The organism is Pseudomonadaceae bacterium SI-3, from assembly GCA_004010935.1.
GTDB lineage: Bacteria > Pseudomonadota > Gammaproteobacteria > Pseudomonadales > Pseudomonadaceae > Stutzerimonas.
In genome coordinates, this window is record CP026511.1 from 1427630 (window position 1) to 1445613 (window position 17984).

Sequence of the window (17984 nt, forward strand, 5' to 3'; positions counted from 1 at the left end):
CAAAGGAAAGCCGGACCATGTTGCTGACCGCCGCTTATACAACGTCACTGGAAACCAATCGAATTCGATCCATGCCTTCCATACGCAGTCCCTACTGGTTGTTTGTTGTCCTGATTTTGCTGCTGGGTGGCTTGCAGTATCGCCTGTGGGTGGGCGAGGGCAGCCTCGCCCAGGTGAGCGGATTGAACAAGCAGATCGCCGAGCAGCAGGGCGAGAACCAGCGATTGCTTGAGCGAAACCGGATTCTCGAAGCCGAGGTCAAGGAGCTCAAGCAGGGTATGGAAACTGTAGAAGAGCGTGCGCGGCATGAGTTGGGCATGGTCAAAGAGGGCGAGACTCTCTTTCAGCTCACCGAATGAGTGCAGCCCATCTCCCACTGTTCTGGGTCGTGATTCCGGCTGCCGGCATTGGCAGTCGTATGCGAGCCGACCGGCCCAAGCAATATCTGCAGTTGGCAGGAAGGACCATCCTCGAGCACACCCTGGATTGCTTTCTAGGCCATCCTCAGCTCAAGGGGCTGGTTGTGTGCGTAGCGAGCGATGATGCCTATTGGCCCGATCTCGCTTGCTCGATAGATCCGCGTGTTCACCGTGCCGATGGTGGCACTGAGCGAGCCGACTCGGTCCTGGGTGGGCTGCGAGAGCTGAGCCGGCTAGGCGCCTCAGACGACGACTGGGTGCTGGTGCACGATGCCGCTAGGCCCAACCTGGCAGCCACAGATCTAAATCATCTATTGGAGACGCTCGCGGACGATCCTGTCGGTGGGCTGCTCGCTGTTCCAGCTCGCGATACGCTCAAGCGTGCTGATGCGGATGGGCGCGTTCAGGAGACGGTAGATCGTAGCGTCATTTGGCAAGCGTTCACGCCACAGATGTTCCGGCTTGGATCGCTGCGTGAGGCGTTAGCGGATGCCCTTGGCAGTGGAGTTGCCGTAACTGACGAAGCGTCCGCGCTTGAATGGGCGGGCCACCACCCGCGTCTGGTCGAAGGGCGGGCTGACAATCTCAAGATCACCCGGCCCGAGGATCTTCAGTGGTTGGAACAGCGCTGGAAATCTTGAGCCCAGCGCTGTTCAGTCCACTATGCAGAGCGCCGACTCATCCCGCATAGCGGAGGCAAGGCCGTTGTGATCAATAGCGGTAGATCGCAGCAGCGCCGCTTTCGGTCGGCATGCGTTCGGTAGGAACTGAGATTACCTCGCCGCCTTGTTCCAACGTCCATATGGTCAATTCATCGAGCAAATCGGGTGTCGTGGCTGAGTCATCTTCCACCGCAACTGCCTTGCCTTGCTCCTTGTCGACCACACCGGGGATTCGACGCTCCGCCTCGACCAGCAGGGTCGCAACACGGCCTTCAAGTGTGGCCTGGCCGATCTGCTCAAGCTGGTCGGTCGCGAGTCCCTGACCTCGCGACTCGCCGTACTGGTTGATAAAACCTTCTAGCCGCTTGATGTAGCGCGGCTGCATGACCATCCAGCTCTTCTGGCGAAGTTCGTCATGATTCAGCAATGAAGCATCGTTCTCGATGCCTTCCGGCAGTAGAAATTCGTTGTGGCTGAGTTTGCGGAAGTGGAACTGGTGCTCGGGAAGTGCAGCGAGGATCAGTGGCAGTCGCGACTTGCGGCTGTGATGCTCAAGAATCGCGCGATCCACTTCACGGAAGAAGCGCTCGCGGTCTCGATCGATTTCGTCTTGGCGCCCGGCGCCTCCGCTCTCCACCTGCATCGGATCACCACGCTCGCTGGCGCGACTGTAGCCTTGCGGGAAGCCGGTCTGACCTTTCTCGGTCAACTCGCGGCCCAGCGCTTCTTCAACAGTTTTCGGAACGTTTTCACCCAAGCGGACTTCGTCAACGCCGTCGCGGTTGCCTTCGAACAGACGAACCGAGTCCAGCGTGATCGCCAATATCTGATAGCGGTCGGCCGACTGCGCGATACGCAGCAGCGGTTTGAGGTGCATACGGTCATTGGCGACAGCGAGCTCTGGAACGCTGCGCTGCAGGCGGAACACCTCGAAGTAATCCGTGGCAGCAAAGACAGCAAGCCCATCGCGGTTGGAATTCCAGAAATCGGGATCGTCGATCAGGTCGTGGAAGGGCTTCAGCAGCGCTTTGGCCTGGTCGCCACGACCTTGTTGCTTGAGCGAGTCTTCAAGCTCGCGGACAAGGTGCTTGAAGCGAATCGGGTCTTGCTGACGCTCGGGAAAGCTGCGGTGGGTGGGCTGATAAAGCGAAAGGCAAGGCGCTTCGCGTTTTGCCAGTAACTGGGACATGGTTTCGCGATCGAGCAATCTGTTCATGTACGGCCTCACTCGTGGTCAGATGATTCAGTTCCTCATGGTCTCTATCGGCCCGCTTCAGCGGGTCGCATCAGGCGGCATTCAGTGGTGGTTGAGTTTCTTGTCTAGCGCATGGGCAAGGGCATGGCTGAGCTTTTCGGCGCAGCCGTCAATGGCAAGATTCAGCGAGTCCGCTTTGTGGCTGGTCGAAATGGGTTCGTGTCCCTTGACCCGCGCTTCCATCTGGCAGCGCTTATCCTGCGGGCCGCTTTTGCCGCTATTTTCGTCGTTGAGATGAACTTCGACTCGGGTCAGCTGATCGTCGAAGCGCTCCAGTTCGCTCTCGACCGTCGCTTTCACGTGCTCCTCAAGGCTGCTGGTCACGTCGACGCTATGATTGCTGTTCACCAGAATCTGCATGATGTCCTCCTGATTGATTGGCCGGCTCGCTCAAGCAGAGGGCCGGAGGCACCGGCTTCAGAAATTCGACGTGGTGGGTTAAGTCGGGTTCCGCCTCAAGTCGGCAGTCGGACGCGCGGCGCAGTCGCAACTCAATCGCGTTCTTTCCGATATTCGGGACGAGTTGCGAGGCCGTCCTTCAATGCTTGAATCAGCAGGCGGACCTTCGGTAGCGGATAACGCCGTTGCGGATAGACGGCCCACACCGCCGTGTTCGGTGGCTGATGCGTTTCCAGCAGGGACACCAGCTCACCGCGGCGTAGTGGCTCCTGGACGTAATAGTCCGGAAGCTGGCAAAGACCGAAGCCCCGAAGCGCAGCATCCAGTACCGCCTGACCGCTGTTGCAGCGCCAGTTGCCCGAGGGCTTGAATGGCTGCTCGCGGCCGTCGACCTGCAACATCCAGGTATCGCCAGTGCCAACCAGGCAATTGTGCCGCGATAGCTCGGACAGGGTATGTGGGCGGCCGTAGCGCTCGAGATAGCTTGGCGCCGCGCACAGATACATCGCGCGTGGGGCAAGGCGTGTGGCGATCAGCCGAGATTCGCTCAGCCGGCCCAGGCGTACAGCCAGGTCGTAGCCTTCCTGCACCAGATCGAGGGTGCGATTGGACAGTTCGATATCAACCCTCAGCTGCGGATGCTGCGCCATGAATTCGTTCACCAGCGGCACGATGAAGCGTTCACCGTACGCGACCGCTGCGGTCATACGCAGCAGACCAGTGGGCGCAGCATGCAGGTCGCTGATTGCATGAAAGGCTTCATCACGCTCCTCGATCAGGCGCTGGCAGCGCGAGAGAAAGGTATGACCGGCTTCGGTCAGGGAAACCCGGCGGGTCGTGCGATAGAGCAGCCGTGCCTGAAGACGTTCCTCGAGGCGTGCGACTTGGCGGCTGACGTGAGATGACGACACGCGCAGTTGCCCTGCGGCCTGCATGAAGCTTCCGCACTCAGCGACGGCGACGAATTCATCCAGTCCTTCCCATCGATTCATAGGCGGTCCTTTTGCGAGTTGCCCAAAGCGGTGCGTTGCGATTATCCCTGGGCGGCAATAATGTTTCCACGAACAGCTTATTAACCCTATCCATCGATGAAACTACACTGCGTATTACTTTCCATCCACGAGTACCGCCAGTCATGACCATCAAGTCCCGCGCCGCCGTCGCGTTTGCCCCGAACCAACCTCTGCAAATTGTCGAAGTGGACGTTGAGCCGCCCAAGGCTGGCGAAGTGCTGGTGCGCATCGTCGCGACGGGCGTCTGCCATACCGACGCGTACACGCTCTCCGGCGAAGATTCGGAAGGTGTATTCCCTTGCATCCTCGGCCATGAAGGTGGCGGGATCGTCGAGGCGGTAGGCGAGGGCGTCACTTCGGTTGCCGTGGGCGATCACGTGATCCCGCTGTACACGGCCGAATGCCGGCAGTGCAAATTCTGCAAATCCGGCAAGACCAACCTCTGCAGCTCGGTGCGCGCCACGCAAGGCAAGGGGCTGATGCCAGACGGCACCACACGCTTCTCCTACAACGGCGAGCCGATTTATCACTACATGGGCACCTCGACCTTTTCCGAATACACGGTGCTGCCTGAAGTATCCGTGGCGAAGATCCCCAAGGAAGCGCCCTTGGACAAGGTCTGCCTGCTCGGCTGCGGCGTCACCACTGGCATCGGCGCGGTACTCAATACCGCCAAGGTGGAAGAGGGCGCGACCGTGGCCATCTTCGGGCTCGGTGGCATCGGGCTGGCTGCGATCATCGGTGCGAAAATGGCCAAGGCTAGCCGGATCATCGCGATCGACATCAACCCGTCCAAGTTCGCCATTGCCGAAGAGCTGGGTGCGACAGACTTCGTCAACCCCAAGGATCACGACAAGCCGATCCAGGAGGTCATCGTGGAGATGACAGACGGCGGCGTGGACTATTCCTTCGAATGCGTCGGCAATGTCCAGCTGATGCGCGCGGCGCTGGAATGTGCACACAAGGGGTGGGGCGAGTCCGTGATCATTGGTGTGGCTGGAGCCGGTCAGGAAATCAGCACCCGTCCGTTCCAGCTGGTAACCGGCCGCGTCTGGCGTGGCAGCGCCTTCGGTGGCGTCAAGGGGCGTACCGAGCTGCCGAGCTATGTGGAGAAGGCTCAGACCGGCGAGATCCCGCTGGATACCTTCATCACTCACAACATGGGGCTGGATGAAATCAATCAGGCATTCGACCTGATGCACGAAGGCAAGAGCATCCGAACCGTCATCCATTACTGATTCAGCACGTCGGGCCGCAGCGCTCCGCCTGCGATGGTGCGAGTGCTACGGGCCCGCTCAGGAGGGCCCATGAGCCTCGAGAATATTTCTTGCCAGAAGAGCTTCGGTGGCTGGCACAAACGCTATCGTCACCGCTCAAGTAGCTTGAACTGCGACATGGTATTTGCCGTATATCTGCCGCCTCAGGCAGAGCAAGGCGAAAAGCTTCCGGTGCTGTACTGGTTGTCCGGTCTGACCTGTACCGACGAGAACTTCATGCAGAAGGCGGGGGCGCATCGGCTTGCTGCGGAGCTCGGCTTAATTATCGTCGCCCCAGACACCAGCCCCCGCGGCCCCGACGTTCCGGACGATCCGGACGCTGCCTATGACTTCGGTCTTGGCGCAGGTTTCTACCTGAACGCGACCCAGGAACCCTGGGCTCAGCACTACCGCATGTACGATTACGTGGTCGATGAGCTGCCGGCGCTGATCGAGGCAAACTTTCCCGTATCCGACAAGCGCGGTATCAGTGGGCATTCGATGGGCGGTCATGGTGCGCTGGTGTGCGCGTTAAAGAATCCTGGTCGCTATCAGTCGCTGTCGGCGTTCGCGCCGATCGCCAATCCGGCTGATTGCCCATGGGGCGAGAAGGCCTTCTCCAATTACCTCGGAGAAGATCGCTCACGCTGGCGCGAATGGGACGCCTGTGCCCTGATATCCAAGGCGCAGGAGAAGTTGCCGATACTCGTCGATCAGGGCGATCGGGATGATTTCATGGCCAATCAGTTGAAGCCCGAAGCGCTGGAGTCAGCTGCAACCGCGGCGGATCATCCGCTGACGTTGCGTATTCAGCCGGGCTACGATCACAGCTATTACTTCATCAGCACCTTTATCGATGACCATCTGCGCCATCACGCGCAGGCATTGAAGGCCTAGGTCAGCTGCGCTTACGAGCGAGCGTGTTTGCAGAGAAAATGCCGCCCCATTCACGATCAAGCCTATGCCGGTAGCAAGCGTATGGGGATCAACCGCTGCCGCTTACGGTTGTCCGCATTGCTCCGGCGCCTATGCGTAGCCGCTCGGTGACGCTATGCGTCACAAGCGGTAGAACGAAAAAAGGCCCGCCCGGAATTCCGGGCGGGCCTTCCATCGCAAGGAGCTAGAGCGATGGATAATCGGTGTAACCTTCGGCGCCTTTTGCGTAGAACAGCTCAGGCCGCGGCTCGTTGAGCGGCGCGTCCTGGCGCAGGCGCTGGACCAGGTCGGGGTTGGCGATATAGGGAATGCCAAAGGCCACGGCGTCGGCCTTACCCTCGGCCAGCCAGGCGTTGGCCTGGTCCTTGGTGAAGCGTTCGTTGGCGATATAAACGCCACCGAAGATCTCCTTCAGCTGTGGGCCGAGGCTGTCCTCGCCGGCTTTCTCCCGCGTGCAGATGAAGGCGATGCCGCGCTTGCCCAGTTCACGAGCGACATAGGCAAAGGTATCGGCACGATTCGAGTCGCCCATGTCGTGAGCGTCGGCGCGTGGTGCCAGGTGAACGCCTACGCGGCCAGCGCCCCAGACCCCTACCGCCGCATCGGTAACTTCCAACAGCAAACGTGCCCGGTTTTCCAGTGAGCCGCCGTACTGATCGGTGCGCTGGTTGGTGCTGTCTTGCAGGAACTGGTCAAGCAGGTAACCGTTGGCGCCATGTATTTCGACGCCGTCGAACCCTGCTTCGCGAGCATTCTCGGCCCCTTTACGGTAGGCCTCGACGATGCCTGCGATCTCTTCGGTTTCCAGCGCTCGTGGCGTTTCAAAATTCTTCATCGGCCGGACCAGGCTGACGTGCCCGGCGGGTTGGATAGCGCTCGGCGCGACCGGAAGTTGACCGTCGAGGTAGATCGGATCGGAGATCCGACCCACGTGCCAGAGCTGCAGCACGATCTTGCCGCCTTTCGCATGGACCGCATCGGTTACCTTTTTCCAGCCCTGTACCTGCTCAGCGGACCAGATGCCGGGCGTGTCCGGATAACCGACACCCATCGGCGTGACGGAGGTGGCTTCGCTGATGATCAGTCCAGCCTCGGCCCGCTGGGTGTAGTACTCGGCAATCAAGTCACCCGGTATGCGGCCCGGCTCGGCACGGCAGCGGGTCAGCGGGGCCATGATGATGCGGTTGGCCAGTTCCAGTTCGCCAATCTTGATCGGGTCGAAAAGTGTAGGCATAGCGATGCTGCTCCTTTACACGGTAAGGGTTGGTGGGCTCAGAGGTCCTGGCCGAGGCGGGCCACGAAAGCGGCGATGGCCGGTTCATTGCGTTTGAAAAAATGCCACTGGCCAACCTTGCGGTTGGTGATCAGGCCGGCCCGTTGCAAGGTCGCCAGATGAGCCGATACGGTTGATTGCGATAGCCCGGCGCGCTGGTCGATCTGTCCGGCACACACCCCGTTTTCCAACGAGTGATGCTGCTCGGAGAAATAGCGTTGTGGTTCTTTCAGCCAACCCAGAATCTCCCGCCGCAAAGGGTGGGAGATTGCTTTGAGGATGTCGTCCAGTTCGTCGGGCATGGTGTCGTCCGGTTCGGTATATCGCGATGGAGCGAACTATATATCGGCAAAAAGCGATACATGATCGATTCGGTTAATGGTGCTTATCGGCTGCGTTGATCTGCAGGGGTTCTTACCGCTGCGGCTTCAACGTCTGCCGCGGTCCTGTAGAATCGCCGGCTGATCTTTTCGAGGTGCAAATGACTATGCGTATCGGCCATGGCTATGACGTGCATCGTTTCGGTGAGGGCGATTTCGTCACCCTCGGTGGGGTGCGGATTGCTCACAAGTTCGGTCTGCTCGCGCATTCGGATGGCGACGTGGTGCTGCATGCTTTGAGCGACGCATTGCTCGGCGCCGCGGCGCTTGGCGATATCGGCAAGCACTTCCCGGACACCGATCCGGCCTTCAAGGGCGCCGACAGCCGGGTATTGCTGCGGCACGTGCTCAAGCAGGTGCAGAGCAAGGGCTGGAGGGTCGGTAACGTTGACGCCACCATTGTTGCGCAAGCACCCAAGATGGCACCGCACATCGAGTCCATGCGAACCCTGATCGCTGAGGACCTGCAGGTCGATCTGGATCAGGTCAACGTCAAGGCCACCACCACCGAAAAGCTCGGCTTTACCGGGCGTGAAGAAGGCATAGCCGTTCACGCTGTTGCGCTGCTGGTCAGCGCATGACCGAAGACCAGTTGCTCGGCCCAAGGGCGCACGGAGGGGCCTGTGGCTCCGCAGTGCTCAAAGCTGTGGCGGAGGATTTCCAGGTCGACGAGGTGCTCGATATTCCCTTGTCTGGTGCAGGCGAACATCTTTGGCTCTGGGTGGAAAAGCGCAACCTCAATACCGAAGAAGCCGCGCGACGCCTGGCGCGTGCTGCTGGCGTCCCGGTGCGCAACATCAGCTACGCCGGCTTGAAAGATCGTCAGGCTCTGACCCGCCAATGGTTCAGTCTGCATCTGCCAGGCAAAGCTGATCCCGCACTGGCTAGGGCCGAAGACGAAACCCTGAGGATTCTCCAAAGCAGCCGCCATCAGCGAAAACTGCAACGCGGCGCCCATTCGGCCAATGGGTTTACCCTGCGTCTGACGGAACTGCAGGCTGACCATGCCCAGCTCGATGCGCGTCTCGAGCGGATCAAGATCGACGGTGTGCCCAACTATTTTGGCTTGCAGCGCTTCGGTTATGAGGGCGGAAATGTCCACGGCGCCCGTGAGTACGCGGATAGGCAAGAGCTGCCCGTGCAGCGCAATCTCCGCTCACGCCTGCTATCGGCGGGCCGCAGTTACCTATTCAATCACGTATTAGCTGAGCGAGTTGCCGCGGGTAGCTGGAACCAGGCCCAAGTCGGTGATCTGTTGGCCTTCACAGATAGCCGCAGCTTTTTCCCGGCAGGTGAAGCCGAGTGCAGCGACCCACGGCTGGCCGTGCTGGATCTGCATCCGACCGGTCCGCTGTGGGGCGCCGGCGAATCGCCTGCTGCAGGCGCAGTACAAGCACTGGAGATGCAGGCAGCTGCAACGGAGCCGTCAATCGCCAAGTGGCTCGCAGAAGCCGGAATGAAGCATGAACGGCGCATTCTTCGCCTCCCAATAGGCGGCTTGTCGTGGCATTATCCCGAGCCTGACATTCTGCAACTTGAATTCGTCCTGCCGACCGGATGCTTTGCCACTGCTGTGGTGCGCGAACTGGTCAGCCTGGCAGGGCAGACGGACATCTGATGCGTATTCTGATCGCCAACGACGACGGGGTGTATGCACCTGGGCTCGCCGCGCTTTATGACGCGCTGGCGGATTTTGCCGAGTGCAGGGTAGTTGCCCCAATTCAGGACATGAGCGGCGCCAGCAGCGCACTGACCCTGGATCGCCCGCTTCATCCCACAACCATGCCGAATGGTTTCATCGGCGTGAACGGCACGCCTACGGATTGCGTCCACCTAGGCATTAACGGCTTGCTTGAAGACGCGCCTGACATGGTGGTTTCCGGTATTAATCTGGGCGCCAATCTCGGCGACGACGTGTTGTACTCCGGTACCGTCGCCGCAGCTATCGAGGGACGGTTTACCGGCAAGCCGGCCTTCGCTTTTTCCCTCGTGTCGCGGCTGACCGATAACCTGCCGACTGCGGCCTATGTCGCACGCAAGCTGGTTGAGCATCAGGCGTCGCTTGAGCTTCCGCCGCGTACTGTATTGAGCGTCAATGTTCCAAACCTGCCGCTGGACCACATTCGCGGCATACAGCTGACCCGCCTGGGCCATCGCAGCAGGGCCAAGCCTCCAGTGAAGCAGGCGAATCCGCGTGGCAAGGACGGTTACTGGATCTCGGTGGCCGGCGACGTTGAAGATGGCGGGCCAGGCACCGATTTTCACGCGGTCATGCAGGGCTACGTCTCGATTACACCATTGCAGCTGGACCGAACCTTTCATGAGGCCTTCGAGGGCCTCGACAGTTGGCTGGAGGGCGTGTTGTGAACCGCGGATCCGATGACCTGCTGCGCCATGGTACCGGGATGACCTCACAACGCACCCGGGACCGGCTGATCCAGCGGCTATACGAAGAAGGGCTTTCAGATCCTCGCGTGCTCGAGGTGATTCGTCGCACGCCCCGCCACCTGTTCGTCGATGAGGCATTGTCTCATCGCGCCTATGAAGACACCGCGCTGCCCATCGGCCACAACCAGACCATCTCGCAACCCTTCATGGTGGCGCGTATGAGCGAGCTGTTGCTCGCTGACGGCCCGCTTGACAAGGTCTTGGAGATTGGCACCGGTTCCGGCTATCAAACAGCTGTGCTGGCACAGCTGGTCGAGCGGGTGTTCTCGGTAGAGCGAATCCAGGCGCTGCAAGACCGCGCAAAAGAACGCTTGGTCGAACTCAAGTTGCGTAACGTGGTCTTTCGCTGGGGTGATGGCTGGGAGGGCTGGCCTGCGCTGGCCCCTTACAATGGCATCATCGTTACCGCGGCGGCAGCCGATGTGCCCCAGGCTCTGCTCGATCAACTGGCTCCCGGCGGGCGGTTGGTGATCCCGGTCGGGGTTGGCGAAGTCCAGCAATTGATGCTGATCATTCGAGAGGAAGACGGTTTTTCCCGCCATCTGCTGGATACCGTGCGCTTCGTGCCGCTGCTCAATGGACCTGTAGTTTGATCACAGCGGATGGAAGCATGAAAAACGCGTTGCTGTTGTACGCCAAGGGGATGGCGATGGGGGCTGCGGATGTGGTGCCTGGCGTCTCGGGTGGTACCGTCGCATTCATAACCGGAATCTACGATGAATTGCTGCGCTCCATCGGCGCAGTGCCGAACGCCATTCCCGTACTGCTGAAGGGGCGCATCGCCGAAGCATGGCGCACCGCCAACGGGACCTTTCTCTTGGTGTTGTTCGCTGGGATTCTGACCAGCGTGCTCAGCCTGGCAAAACTGATTACCTACCTCCTCGAGCAGCACCCGATTCCGGTGTGGTCGTTCTTCTTTGGGCTGATCTTGGTCTCCGTTCATTTGGTCAGCAAGGAGATCCAGCGTCGCAACCTGTCACGATTGATCAGTCTCTGCCTGGGTATCGGCTTTGCCTACTGGATTACGGTCGCGTCGCCAATGCAATGGAGCACCAGCAGTGTCAGTCTGTTCTTCGCTGGCGCCATCGCGATCTGCGCCATGATCCTGCCGGGGATATCCGGCAGCTTCATTCTGGTTCTTCTCGGCCTGTACCCCGTAATTCTGGGCGCGGTTAAAGCCTTGGATTTAGGCATCATGCTGACCTTTGCCGCCGGTTGTCTGGTCGGCTTGTTGAGCTTTGCGCGTGTGTTGAGTTTGGTTCTGCGGCGTTGGCGCGACCTTACCCTGGCATTTCTAACCGGGCTGATGCTCGGCTCGCTGAACAAGGTATGGCCCTGGAAAGAGACGCTGACCTGGCGCACCAACTCGCACGGTGAGCCCGTGCCGCTACTAGAGCAAAACCTGCTGCCGGGCGCTTATGGCGATCTGACCGGGCAGGATCCGCAGCTGCTGCTGGCGATCCTTCTGGCGGGCGCCGGCATCGCGCTGGTGCTTGGGCTGGAGTGGTTTGCCGGGCGTCACCAGCCAGTCGCACAAAGCGTCTGAACCGACTTGTCGATCATAGGGAGCGGGTATTGAAGCTCACAGCCAGCACGCAATGGATACGCAGTTCATCAGTCCGTTGCGCGCTTGTCGCCTTGTTGGCGGGTTCGTTACTGGTCGGGTGCGCCAGCTCGCCGTCAGGCGGCGTGAGTGTCGTCGATCGTAACAACCGGGACCGTGTAACCAGCGGGCACTACACCGTTCAGCGCGGAGACACGCTCTGGTCGATCGCTTTCCGCTTTGGCTGGGACTGGCGCGATCTGGCACGGGTCAACAATATCCGACCACCGCATGTGATCTACCCAGGCCAGACGATTCGCTTCAGTGGCCAGGCACCCCGTGCCGTTGCCACTCGTCCGGTAACCGCTCCTCCCGCGTCTACGCCCAGCACGCCGCCCATCGTGACGAATCCGGTCCCGACGCCGCCGCCTTTGACGCGACCCACCGTAGCGGCGCCCAAGCCTGCTGCGCCGAACACCCCGATCAAGCCGGTTACCCGCTCCGCAAGCGGCTGGGCCTGGCCTGCAGGCGGCACGGTTATCGGCCGTTTCTCCTCAAACGGAAGTTTGAATAAAGGCATTGATATCGCCGGGGAATTAGGACAGCCTGTTTTAGCTGCTTCTGATGGGGCTGTTGTGTACGCCGGCAGTGGTTTACGGGGTTACGGCGAACTTGTGATCATCAAGCACAGCGATACCTATGTAAGTGCCTACGGCCACAACCGCAGGCTGCTGGTTCAGGAGGGTCAACAAGTCAAAGCTGGGCAAACTATTGCCGAGATGGGATCGACTGGAACCGACCGGGTGAAGCTGCACTTTGAGATTCGCCGCCAAGGCAAACCTGTAGATCCGCTGCAATATCTGCCAAAGCGATGATTTGATGCTGCCTGTTCTGGCACTAGGAGGGGCTTGAGCGATGCCAGGGAACGCGTGCCGCCCAAGCCTGTTGTCGAACTCAGAACAGGAAAACAATAATGGCTCTCAAAAAAGAAGTGCCGGAGTTTGACGTAGACGATGCAGTTCTACTCATGGAACCGTCCGCGGAAACAGATTCGATTACCGAGATCTCCCGCGTCGGTTCAGTCGGCACCAAGTCCAAGACCGCAACGGTCAAGCAACACAAATTCATCGATTACACCCGCGCGCTCGACGCCACCCAGCTCTACCTCAACGAAATCGGTTTTTCCCCCCTGCTGACACCCGAACAGGAAGTGCACTTCGCGCGTCTCGCGCAGAAGGGCGATCCGGCGGGGCGCAAGCGCATGATCGAAAGCAATCTGCGGCTGGTCGTGAAAATCGCTCGACGCTATGTCAATCGAGGTCTATCGCTGCTGGATCTGGTGGAAGAGGGAAATCTTGGACTCATTCGAGCGGTCGAGAAATTCGACCCTGAGCGTGGTTTCCGCTTCTCGACCTATGCAACCTGGTGGATCAGGCAGACCATCGAGCGGGCGATCATGAATCAAACTCGGACGATTCGTCTGCCGATTCATGTGGTCAAGGAGCTGAACGTTTACCTGCGGGCAGCGCGCGAGCTGACGCAGAAGCTCGACCATGAGCCTAGCCCCGAGGAAATCGCCAACCTGCTTGAAAAGCCGGTTGCTGAGGTCAAGCGAATGTTGGGGCTGAACGAGCGCGTGACCTCGGTTGACGTCTCCCTGGGACCGGACACCGACAAGACCTTGCTCGATACCCTAACCGATGACCGCCCGAGCGACCCGTGCGAGCTTTTGCTCGACGATGATCTGTCCGAGAGCATCGATCAGTGGCTGTCCGACCTGACTGAAAAACAGCGGGAAGTGGTTATCCGACGCTTTGGTCTGCGCGGCCATGAAAGCTGCACTTTAGAAGAGGTCGGCCAGGAGATTGGCTTGACCCGAGAGCGGGTTCGGCAGATTCAGGTTGAAGCACTCAAACGGCTCCGTGAAATTCTGGAGCGTAACGGTCTTTCCAGTGAATCGCTGTTCCGCTAGGCCCGTTGCCCCTTACCTGCGCGGTAAGGGGCACGTTATGCCTGCTGCACTGCAGCTTAGCGGCTGTCGATTGAAAAGCGGGCTTAACCCCGGATTCTTACGACTTCTGTCTAGACGATTCTTCACGTAAGCATTTGCTTACAGAGTGTGTAAGCAAAGCTAGTAGCGTTGACCGGGTGGAACGCCATTCCAAGAAAAATAGATGTTTAAGTCATTGATTTAGTTGGTTAATAATTTTTATTAGGATAGTGGCTCAGTTGCCATCATGCATTTTTCAGAGTTGCCGTTGTCTCTCAAATCCTTAATATCGCAACCGTGCTCAGGGACAAGCACAGCCGGCAAGGATGTCGCGCAGGATCAGCCGCTGGAGGCGGTTTCATCAGGACGATGAGTAGGAAAAAAAGGGAAGTAGGGAAGGAGGCGGGCGGGGGTTAACCCCCGCCCCTTTTTTTGTGTGTATTTTTTGTATAGGTGGGTGCGCGAACGACTGCGCCGGTGAACGGACTAATAGCCGTAACCTAACTCAGAGGTACTCACCATGAACGGCAACGAACCGAATCAACCTGCCCAGCCCGGGCGAGATGAAGAAGACCCGGTCAAACGTGATCCAGATGAGGCTAATGAAGACCAGCTGGATGAGGCCTTGGAAGAGACCTTCCCGGCAAGCGATCCTATTTCTCCGTAGCTGCTGACTGTGCCCTACCTTTAGTCTGCAAGCAGCCTACGGCGCAATGCGGGAAGTACCTGCTCTCGTAGCAGGGGCGCCAAGTGTCCCTGCCGCGCTGCATCTACTTCCAGCCAGTCCAGCGCGTCGATCTCCGCCTGTGCCTTTACCGAGGCTTCTAGGCGCGCAATGAACACGTCAGCTTCCACCCAATGGTCCAGCTCGTTTGCCGCCCGCGACTGAAAATGGCCGAGCGACTCTAGCTTCGACGGCTCCATCAGCAGGTCCAGTTCTTCATGCAGTTCCCTCTCGAGCGCTTGCCGAGGCGTCTCCTCACCCTCGATCTTGCCGCCAGGCAACATGAACGCATGGGTTCCGCGCTTGCGTACGATCAATACGCGTCCCGCCTCATCAAGCAGGCAGGCAGTGGCGATTTTCAGCACGGTTAATGTCATGCCGCTTGCTCCTTATCGTGGCATAGCGCCACAAGCTTCTTGTGTTGGTTGTAACGTTGCAGGCGAAGGGCGAGTGACTCTGGCAAAGCAGTGGTCTCACTGAAACTCAGTTGCTTGTAGAAAGACGCTAACCCCGGCTCACAAAATAACCATACAGGCCCTTCGCAGGCGGCCAGCGCTTGGGCCACCAGGCGTGTCGCCAGTCCCTGGTTACGGTGACTTGGCGCGACCAGCATAGCGGTTAGCCAATTGCCGCCATCGACGCCTGTGAGGCATAGCCCCGCAATGATCTCCACATGCTGTGCGACCCAGTAGCGAGCACCGGCTGGCGCCCGCATATGGCTGCGATGGGCTCGGTAGAATTTGTTAAGCAAAGGTCGGCTTTGGTCTGGCAGCTGACGCAACTGAGGTACTTCCATGAGCAGTTCTCCATCAATGCTGCCGGATATTAACCGATGCTCGTCGGGTCAGCGGGCTACGGGTCCAAGCTGGATTCGATGTTCGCTCCGTTCATCCGGCGCCTGCAATTTTCCACCATAGCTCGCGCTCTCAGAAGAACAGTCTCCAGCTAGGACATAACAGAATGTTGGACCTACTGATCGTCATGGCCTTCGTTCTCTACGGTCTGGGTTCCGGCCTGCGCGCACGGGGCAAGGCGTCCCAAAGCCTCGACGAATACTTTCTGGCAGGCAGGACTATCAAGGGGTGGAAGGCAGGCTTTTCCATGGGGGCGACCCAGTTCGCGGCCGATACGCCGCTGTTGGTGACCGGTCTGGTCGCGACGGCGGGCGTCTTTGCGCTGTGGCGTCTTTGGATCTATGGCCTCGCGTTCCTGCTGATGGCATTTATCTTTGCGGTGGGCTGGCGCCGCGCCGGAGTGCTGACCGACGCAGAACTGACCTGTGTGCGCTATAGCGGCAAAGGTGTCACGCCGCTGCGTCTGCTCAAGGCTATCTATTACGGCACGGTGATCAACTGTGTGGTGTTGGCAATGGTCCTGGTAGCTGCCATTCGTATCGCTGAGGTATTCCTACCGTGGCATCTGTGGTTACCGGCTGGCCTCTATGAGCCCATCGTCGCGTTGATCGCCAATCTGGGTATCCAGCTTGGCGAGAGCATTACTGGACTTGATCCGGCGATGATGAGTGCCAACAACTTGATTTCGATCCTGCTGATCCTCGCATTTACCGCGATGTATTCGATTACGGGCGGTTTACGCGCAGTGGTACAGACTGACGTTATGCAGTTCAGCTTGGCGATGATCGGCACACTGCTCTACGCCTGGTTCGTGGTTGACGCAGCGGGTGGTTTGAGCGGGCTGACCGACCGCATCGTCGAACTCTACGGCAGCGAACAGGCGAGCAGGATGCTGTCTTTCGTCCCGCCTGCAGATGCGGGCGAGGCGTTGATGCCGTTTCTGGTGATCGTTGGTCTGCAGTGGTTCTTCCAGATGAACGCTGACGGTACCGGCTACCTGGCGCAGCGGAGCATGGCATGCCCCACCGACCGTGACGCTCGGATTGCCGGCTTGGTGTTCACCTGGCTGCAGATATTCCTGCGCAGCCTGTTCTGGATGGCGATCGCCGTCGGATTACTGGTGTTGTATCCCTTCACCCCCGGTGACATGGCCGGTGACGGTTTCGCTGCTGGGCGAGAGGCCTTGTTCGTGCAGGGTATCGAAGATCTGCTGCCACCAGGCGTAAGGGGCTTGATGCTCGTCGGCTTGCTGGCTGCGCTGGCTTCAACCGTCGATACGCACCTCAATTGGGGGGCTTCCTATTGGAGTAATGACGTCTATGGAGGCGTGTTCGCGCCACATGTGCTCAAGCGAAAGCCAAAGGATCGCGAGCTAGTGCTGGTCGCACGGTTGTCGAATGTACTGATTCTGGTGATCGCGATGATCATCATGGCCAATCTCGGTTCGATCCAGACCGCCTGGTTCATATCACTGCTATTCGGCGCGGGAATGGGTTCGGTACTGGTGCTGCGCTGGCTGTGGGAGAGGATAAACCTCTATTCGGAGCTGACGGCGATGGCGGTGTCGCTGATCACGGCGCCACTGCTGCTCTATTACCTCGGCACCGACCCTGATCGCGAGTGGGTGCGCCTTGGGATCATGGCACTGACGACCACCTCCGCCGCAATCCTGGTGACCTTAATTACCCCCGCTACCGACGACGCCACACTTAAGCGCTTCTACAGTCGTGTACGTCCGTTTGGCTTCTGGCGGCGTGCGGCGAGGCTCAATGGGGTAGCGGCCTCTGTTTCGGTCAAGGCGCTTGGTACACGTCTTTTTGCTGTTGCGGTGACTGCCGTTTCGCTGTTCTCCCTGCTGGTCGGTGTAGGGCGCTTGATGTTTCCGCCACCGGATGGTTCTTCTGTGATCAGCTGGGTATGCATAGCGGTGGGCTTGTTGCTGGTGCCGGTCTGGTTGCGGATCGCCGTGGGACATGAGTTCGATAGCGACCCCGAAGGCGAACCGCTGCCGGATGAAATGGCGACACCCGAACGCAGCACTTCCTGATCACCATCCCGAGTGAATTGCCGTTTCGCTAGTTTCCCGTTTCGTTTGTTTTATATTGCTGAGAAAGTATCTGCTGTAATGGGTTTTACTAATAAAAAAGTCATTGATAAACAGGTGCTTGCATTATATACCTAAAATAAAATGAACAGTCATGACGTGTTCCTGTCATTAACAATGCGCATCGAATAAGTTGCGCATTCCGCCATAGTTAGCAAGAACAAGAGGTGTTGCCATGAACAGACTTTTCAAAACTTCCCTCCTGGTCGCCGCCATGCTTCCCGCCATCGCAGTTGCCGCTCCGGTGGCAGGTGATCGTGAAGTCACGCTGGGTGGCGCGGGCAGCAGCGATAAGGACTTCGACGATACAGTGCTCTCAGTACAGGGTAGTTGGGGCACATATCTGGACGAGGCTTCCATGTGGGGTGTTCGGCAAACCGTAAATGCCCGTGACTCGGAAGGGGAGAGCGTGCAGTTCGACGGTTCGACCCGTGTGTTCTACGACTATCACTTCGGTAGTGGCAATACTCGTCCGTTCGTCGGGGTGAGTGTTGGTGGGATCTATGGCGAGGAGGTTGACGAGACCTTTATGGGGGGGCCGGAAGTCGGTATTAAATACTGGGTTCAGGACAAAACCTTCATCACTGCAATGGCCGAATATCAATTCCTCTTCAAAAGTGGAAGCGATGCGCGGGATCGTTACGATGACGGCGCGTTCTTCTACAGCGTCGGTATTGGCTACAACTACTGAAGCCAACAAGTGCGATGTTTAACGGCATCGCACTTGC

Annotated in this window: 18 protein-coding genes and 1 pseudogene; 13 read left to right on the forward strand and 6 right to left on the reverse strand. The window is 59.0% G+C overall.

What is annotated here, in order from left to right; genetic code table 11:
- Positions 1-80 precede the first annotated feature (80 nt).
- A complete protein-coding gene (locus C1896_06875; protein AZZ47556.1) occupies positions 81-359 on the forward strand; it encodes a cell division protein FtsB in 279 nt (92 codons plus the stop codon).
- On the forward strand, positions 356-1060 hold the full coding sequence (locus C1896_06880) for a 2-C-methyl-D-erythritol 4-phosphate cytidylyltransferase (GenBank protein AZZ44663.1): 705 nt from the start codon (positions 356-358) through the stop codon (positions 1058-1060). The genes C1896_06875 and C1896_06880 overlap by 4 nt, the downstream gene beginning before the upstream one ends.
- 70 nt (positions 1061-1130) lie before the next feature.
- Here the strand turns inward: C1896_06880 and C1896_06885 are convergent, their stop codons facing one another.
- From C1896_06885 to C1896_06895, 3 genes are all read right to left on the reverse strand, one after another.
- Positions 1131-2297: a hypothetical protein gene (locus C1896_06885; protein ID AZZ44664.1), complete on the reverse strand. Its 1167-nt coding sequence runs from the start codon at positions 2295-2297 to the stop codon at positions 1131-1133.
- Positions 2298-2378: 81 nt separating this feature from the next.
- The gene (gene raiA / locus C1896_06890) at positions 2379-2696 is read right to left on the reverse strand and encodes a ribosome-associated translation inhibitor RaiA (protein ID AZZ44665.1); all 318 of its coding nucleotides are present in this window, start codon (positions 2694-2696) and stop codon (positions 2379-2381) included.
- 131 nt (positions 2697-2827) lie between these two features.
- Entirely contained in the window at positions 2828-3727 is a 900-nt protein-coding gene (locus C1896_06895; protein ID AZZ44666.1) for a LysR family transcriptional regulator, read from the reverse strand.
- A 143-nt stretch (positions 3728-3870) separates the two neighbouring features.
- On the opposite strand from C1896_06895, the gene C1896_06900 reads away from it, so the two are divergent.
- Together C1896_06900 and fghA are read left to right on the forward strand one after the other, a co-directional pair.
- A complete protein-coding gene (locus tag C1896_06900; GenBank protein ID AZZ44667.1) occupies positions 3871-4986 on the forward strand; it encodes an S-(hydroxymethyl)glutathione dehydrogenase/class III alcohol dehydrogenase in 1116 nt (371 codons plus the stop codon).
- Positions 4987-5055: 69 nt separating this feature from the next.
- On the forward strand, positions 5056-5901 hold the full coding sequence (gene fghA / locus C1896_06905; protein ID AZZ44668.1) for an S-formylglutathione hydrolase: 846 nt from the start codon (positions 5056-5058) through the stop codon (positions 5899-5901).
- A 223-nt stretch (positions 5902-6124) separates the two neighbouring features.
- Here fghA and C1896_06910 read toward each other — a convergent pair whose 3' ends face one another.
- Both C1896_06910 and C1896_06915 read right to left on the reverse strand, forming a co-directional pair.
- Positions 6125-7174: an alkene reductase gene (locus C1896_06910; GenBank protein AZZ44669.1), complete on the reverse strand. Its 1050-nt coding sequence runs from the start codon at positions 7172-7174 to the stop codon at positions 6125-6127.
- A gap of 38 nt (positions 7175-7212) precedes the next feature.
- Positions 7213-7515 (reverse strand): transcriptional regulator, encoded by a 303-nt coding sequence (locus tag C1896_06915; GenBank protein ID AZZ44670.1) that lies wholly within the window; start codon positions 7513-7515, stop codon positions 7213-7215.
- A gap of 185 nt (positions 7516-7700) precedes the next feature.
- Here C1896_06915 and C1896_06920 point away from each other — a divergent pair, with 185 nt between their 5' ends.
- From C1896_06920 to C1896_06950, 7 genes are all read left to right on the forward strand, one after another.
- Positions 7701-8174 (forward strand): 2-C-methyl-D-erythritol 2,4-cyclodiphosphate synthase, encoded by a 474-nt coding sequence (locus tag C1896_06920; GenBank protein AZZ47557.1) that lies wholly within the window; start codon positions 7701-7703, stop codon positions 8172-8174.
- On the forward strand, positions 8171-9211 hold the full coding sequence (locus C1896_06925) for a tRNA pseudouridine(13) synthase TruD (protein AZZ44671.1): 1041 nt from the start codon (positions 8171-8173) through the stop codon (positions 9209-9211). The genes C1896_06920 and C1896_06925 overlap by 4 nt, the downstream gene beginning before the upstream one ends.
- Positions 9211-9960: a 5'/3'-nucleotidase SurE gene (locus tag C1896_06930; protein AZZ44672.1), complete on the forward strand. Its 750-nt coding sequence runs from the start codon at positions 9211-9213 to the stop codon at positions 9958-9960. Before C1896_06925 ends, C1896_06930 begins: the two co-directional genes overlap by 1 nt.
- Positions 9957-10634: a protein-L-isoaspartate(D-aspartate) O-methyltransferase gene (gene pcm, locus C1896_06935; GenBank protein AZZ44673.1), complete on the forward strand. Its 678-nt coding sequence runs from the start codon at positions 9957-9959 to the stop codon at positions 10632-10634. The genes C1896_06930 and pcm overlap by 4 nt, the downstream gene beginning before the upstream one ends.
- Before the next feature lie 17 nt (positions 10635-10651).
- Positions 10652-11587 (forward strand): DUF368 domain-containing protein, encoded by a 936-nt coding sequence (locus tag C1896_06940; protein ID AZZ44674.1) that lies wholly within the window; start codon positions 10652-10654, stop codon positions 11585-11587.
- Between the two features lie 56 nt (positions 11588-11643).
- The gene (locus C1896_06945; protein AZZ47558.1) at positions 11644-12459 is read left to right on the forward strand and encodes a peptigoglycan-binding protein LysM; all 816 of its coding nucleotides are present in this window, start codon (positions 11644-11646) and stop codon (positions 12457-12459) included.
- A gap of 98 nt (positions 12460-12557) precedes the next feature.
- Entirely contained in the window at positions 12558-13556 is a 999-nt protein-coding gene (locus C1896_06950) for an RNA polymerase sigma factor RpoS (protein AZZ44675.1), read from the forward strand.
- A gap of 705 nt (positions 13557-14261) precedes the next feature.
- Here the strand turns inward: C1896_06950 and C1896_06955 are convergent.
- Positions 14262-15094 (reverse strand): annotated as a pseudogene (locus tag C1896_06955) (NTP pyrophosphohydrolase).
- A gap of 164 nt (positions 15095-15258) precedes the next feature.
- Here C1896_06955 and C1896_06960 point away from each other — a divergent pair.
- On the forward strand, positions 15259-17199 hold the full coding sequence (locus C1896_06960; GenBank protein ID AZZ44676.1) for a sodium transporter: 1941 nt from the start codon (positions 15259-15261) through the stop codon (positions 17197-17199).
- A gap of 271 nt (positions 17200-17470) precedes the next feature.
- A complete protein-coding gene (locus tag C1896_06965) occupies positions 17471-17947 on the forward strand; it encodes a hypothetical protein (protein AZZ47559.1) in 477 nt (158 codons plus the stop codon).
- Positions 17948-17984 lie beyond the last annotated feature (37 nt).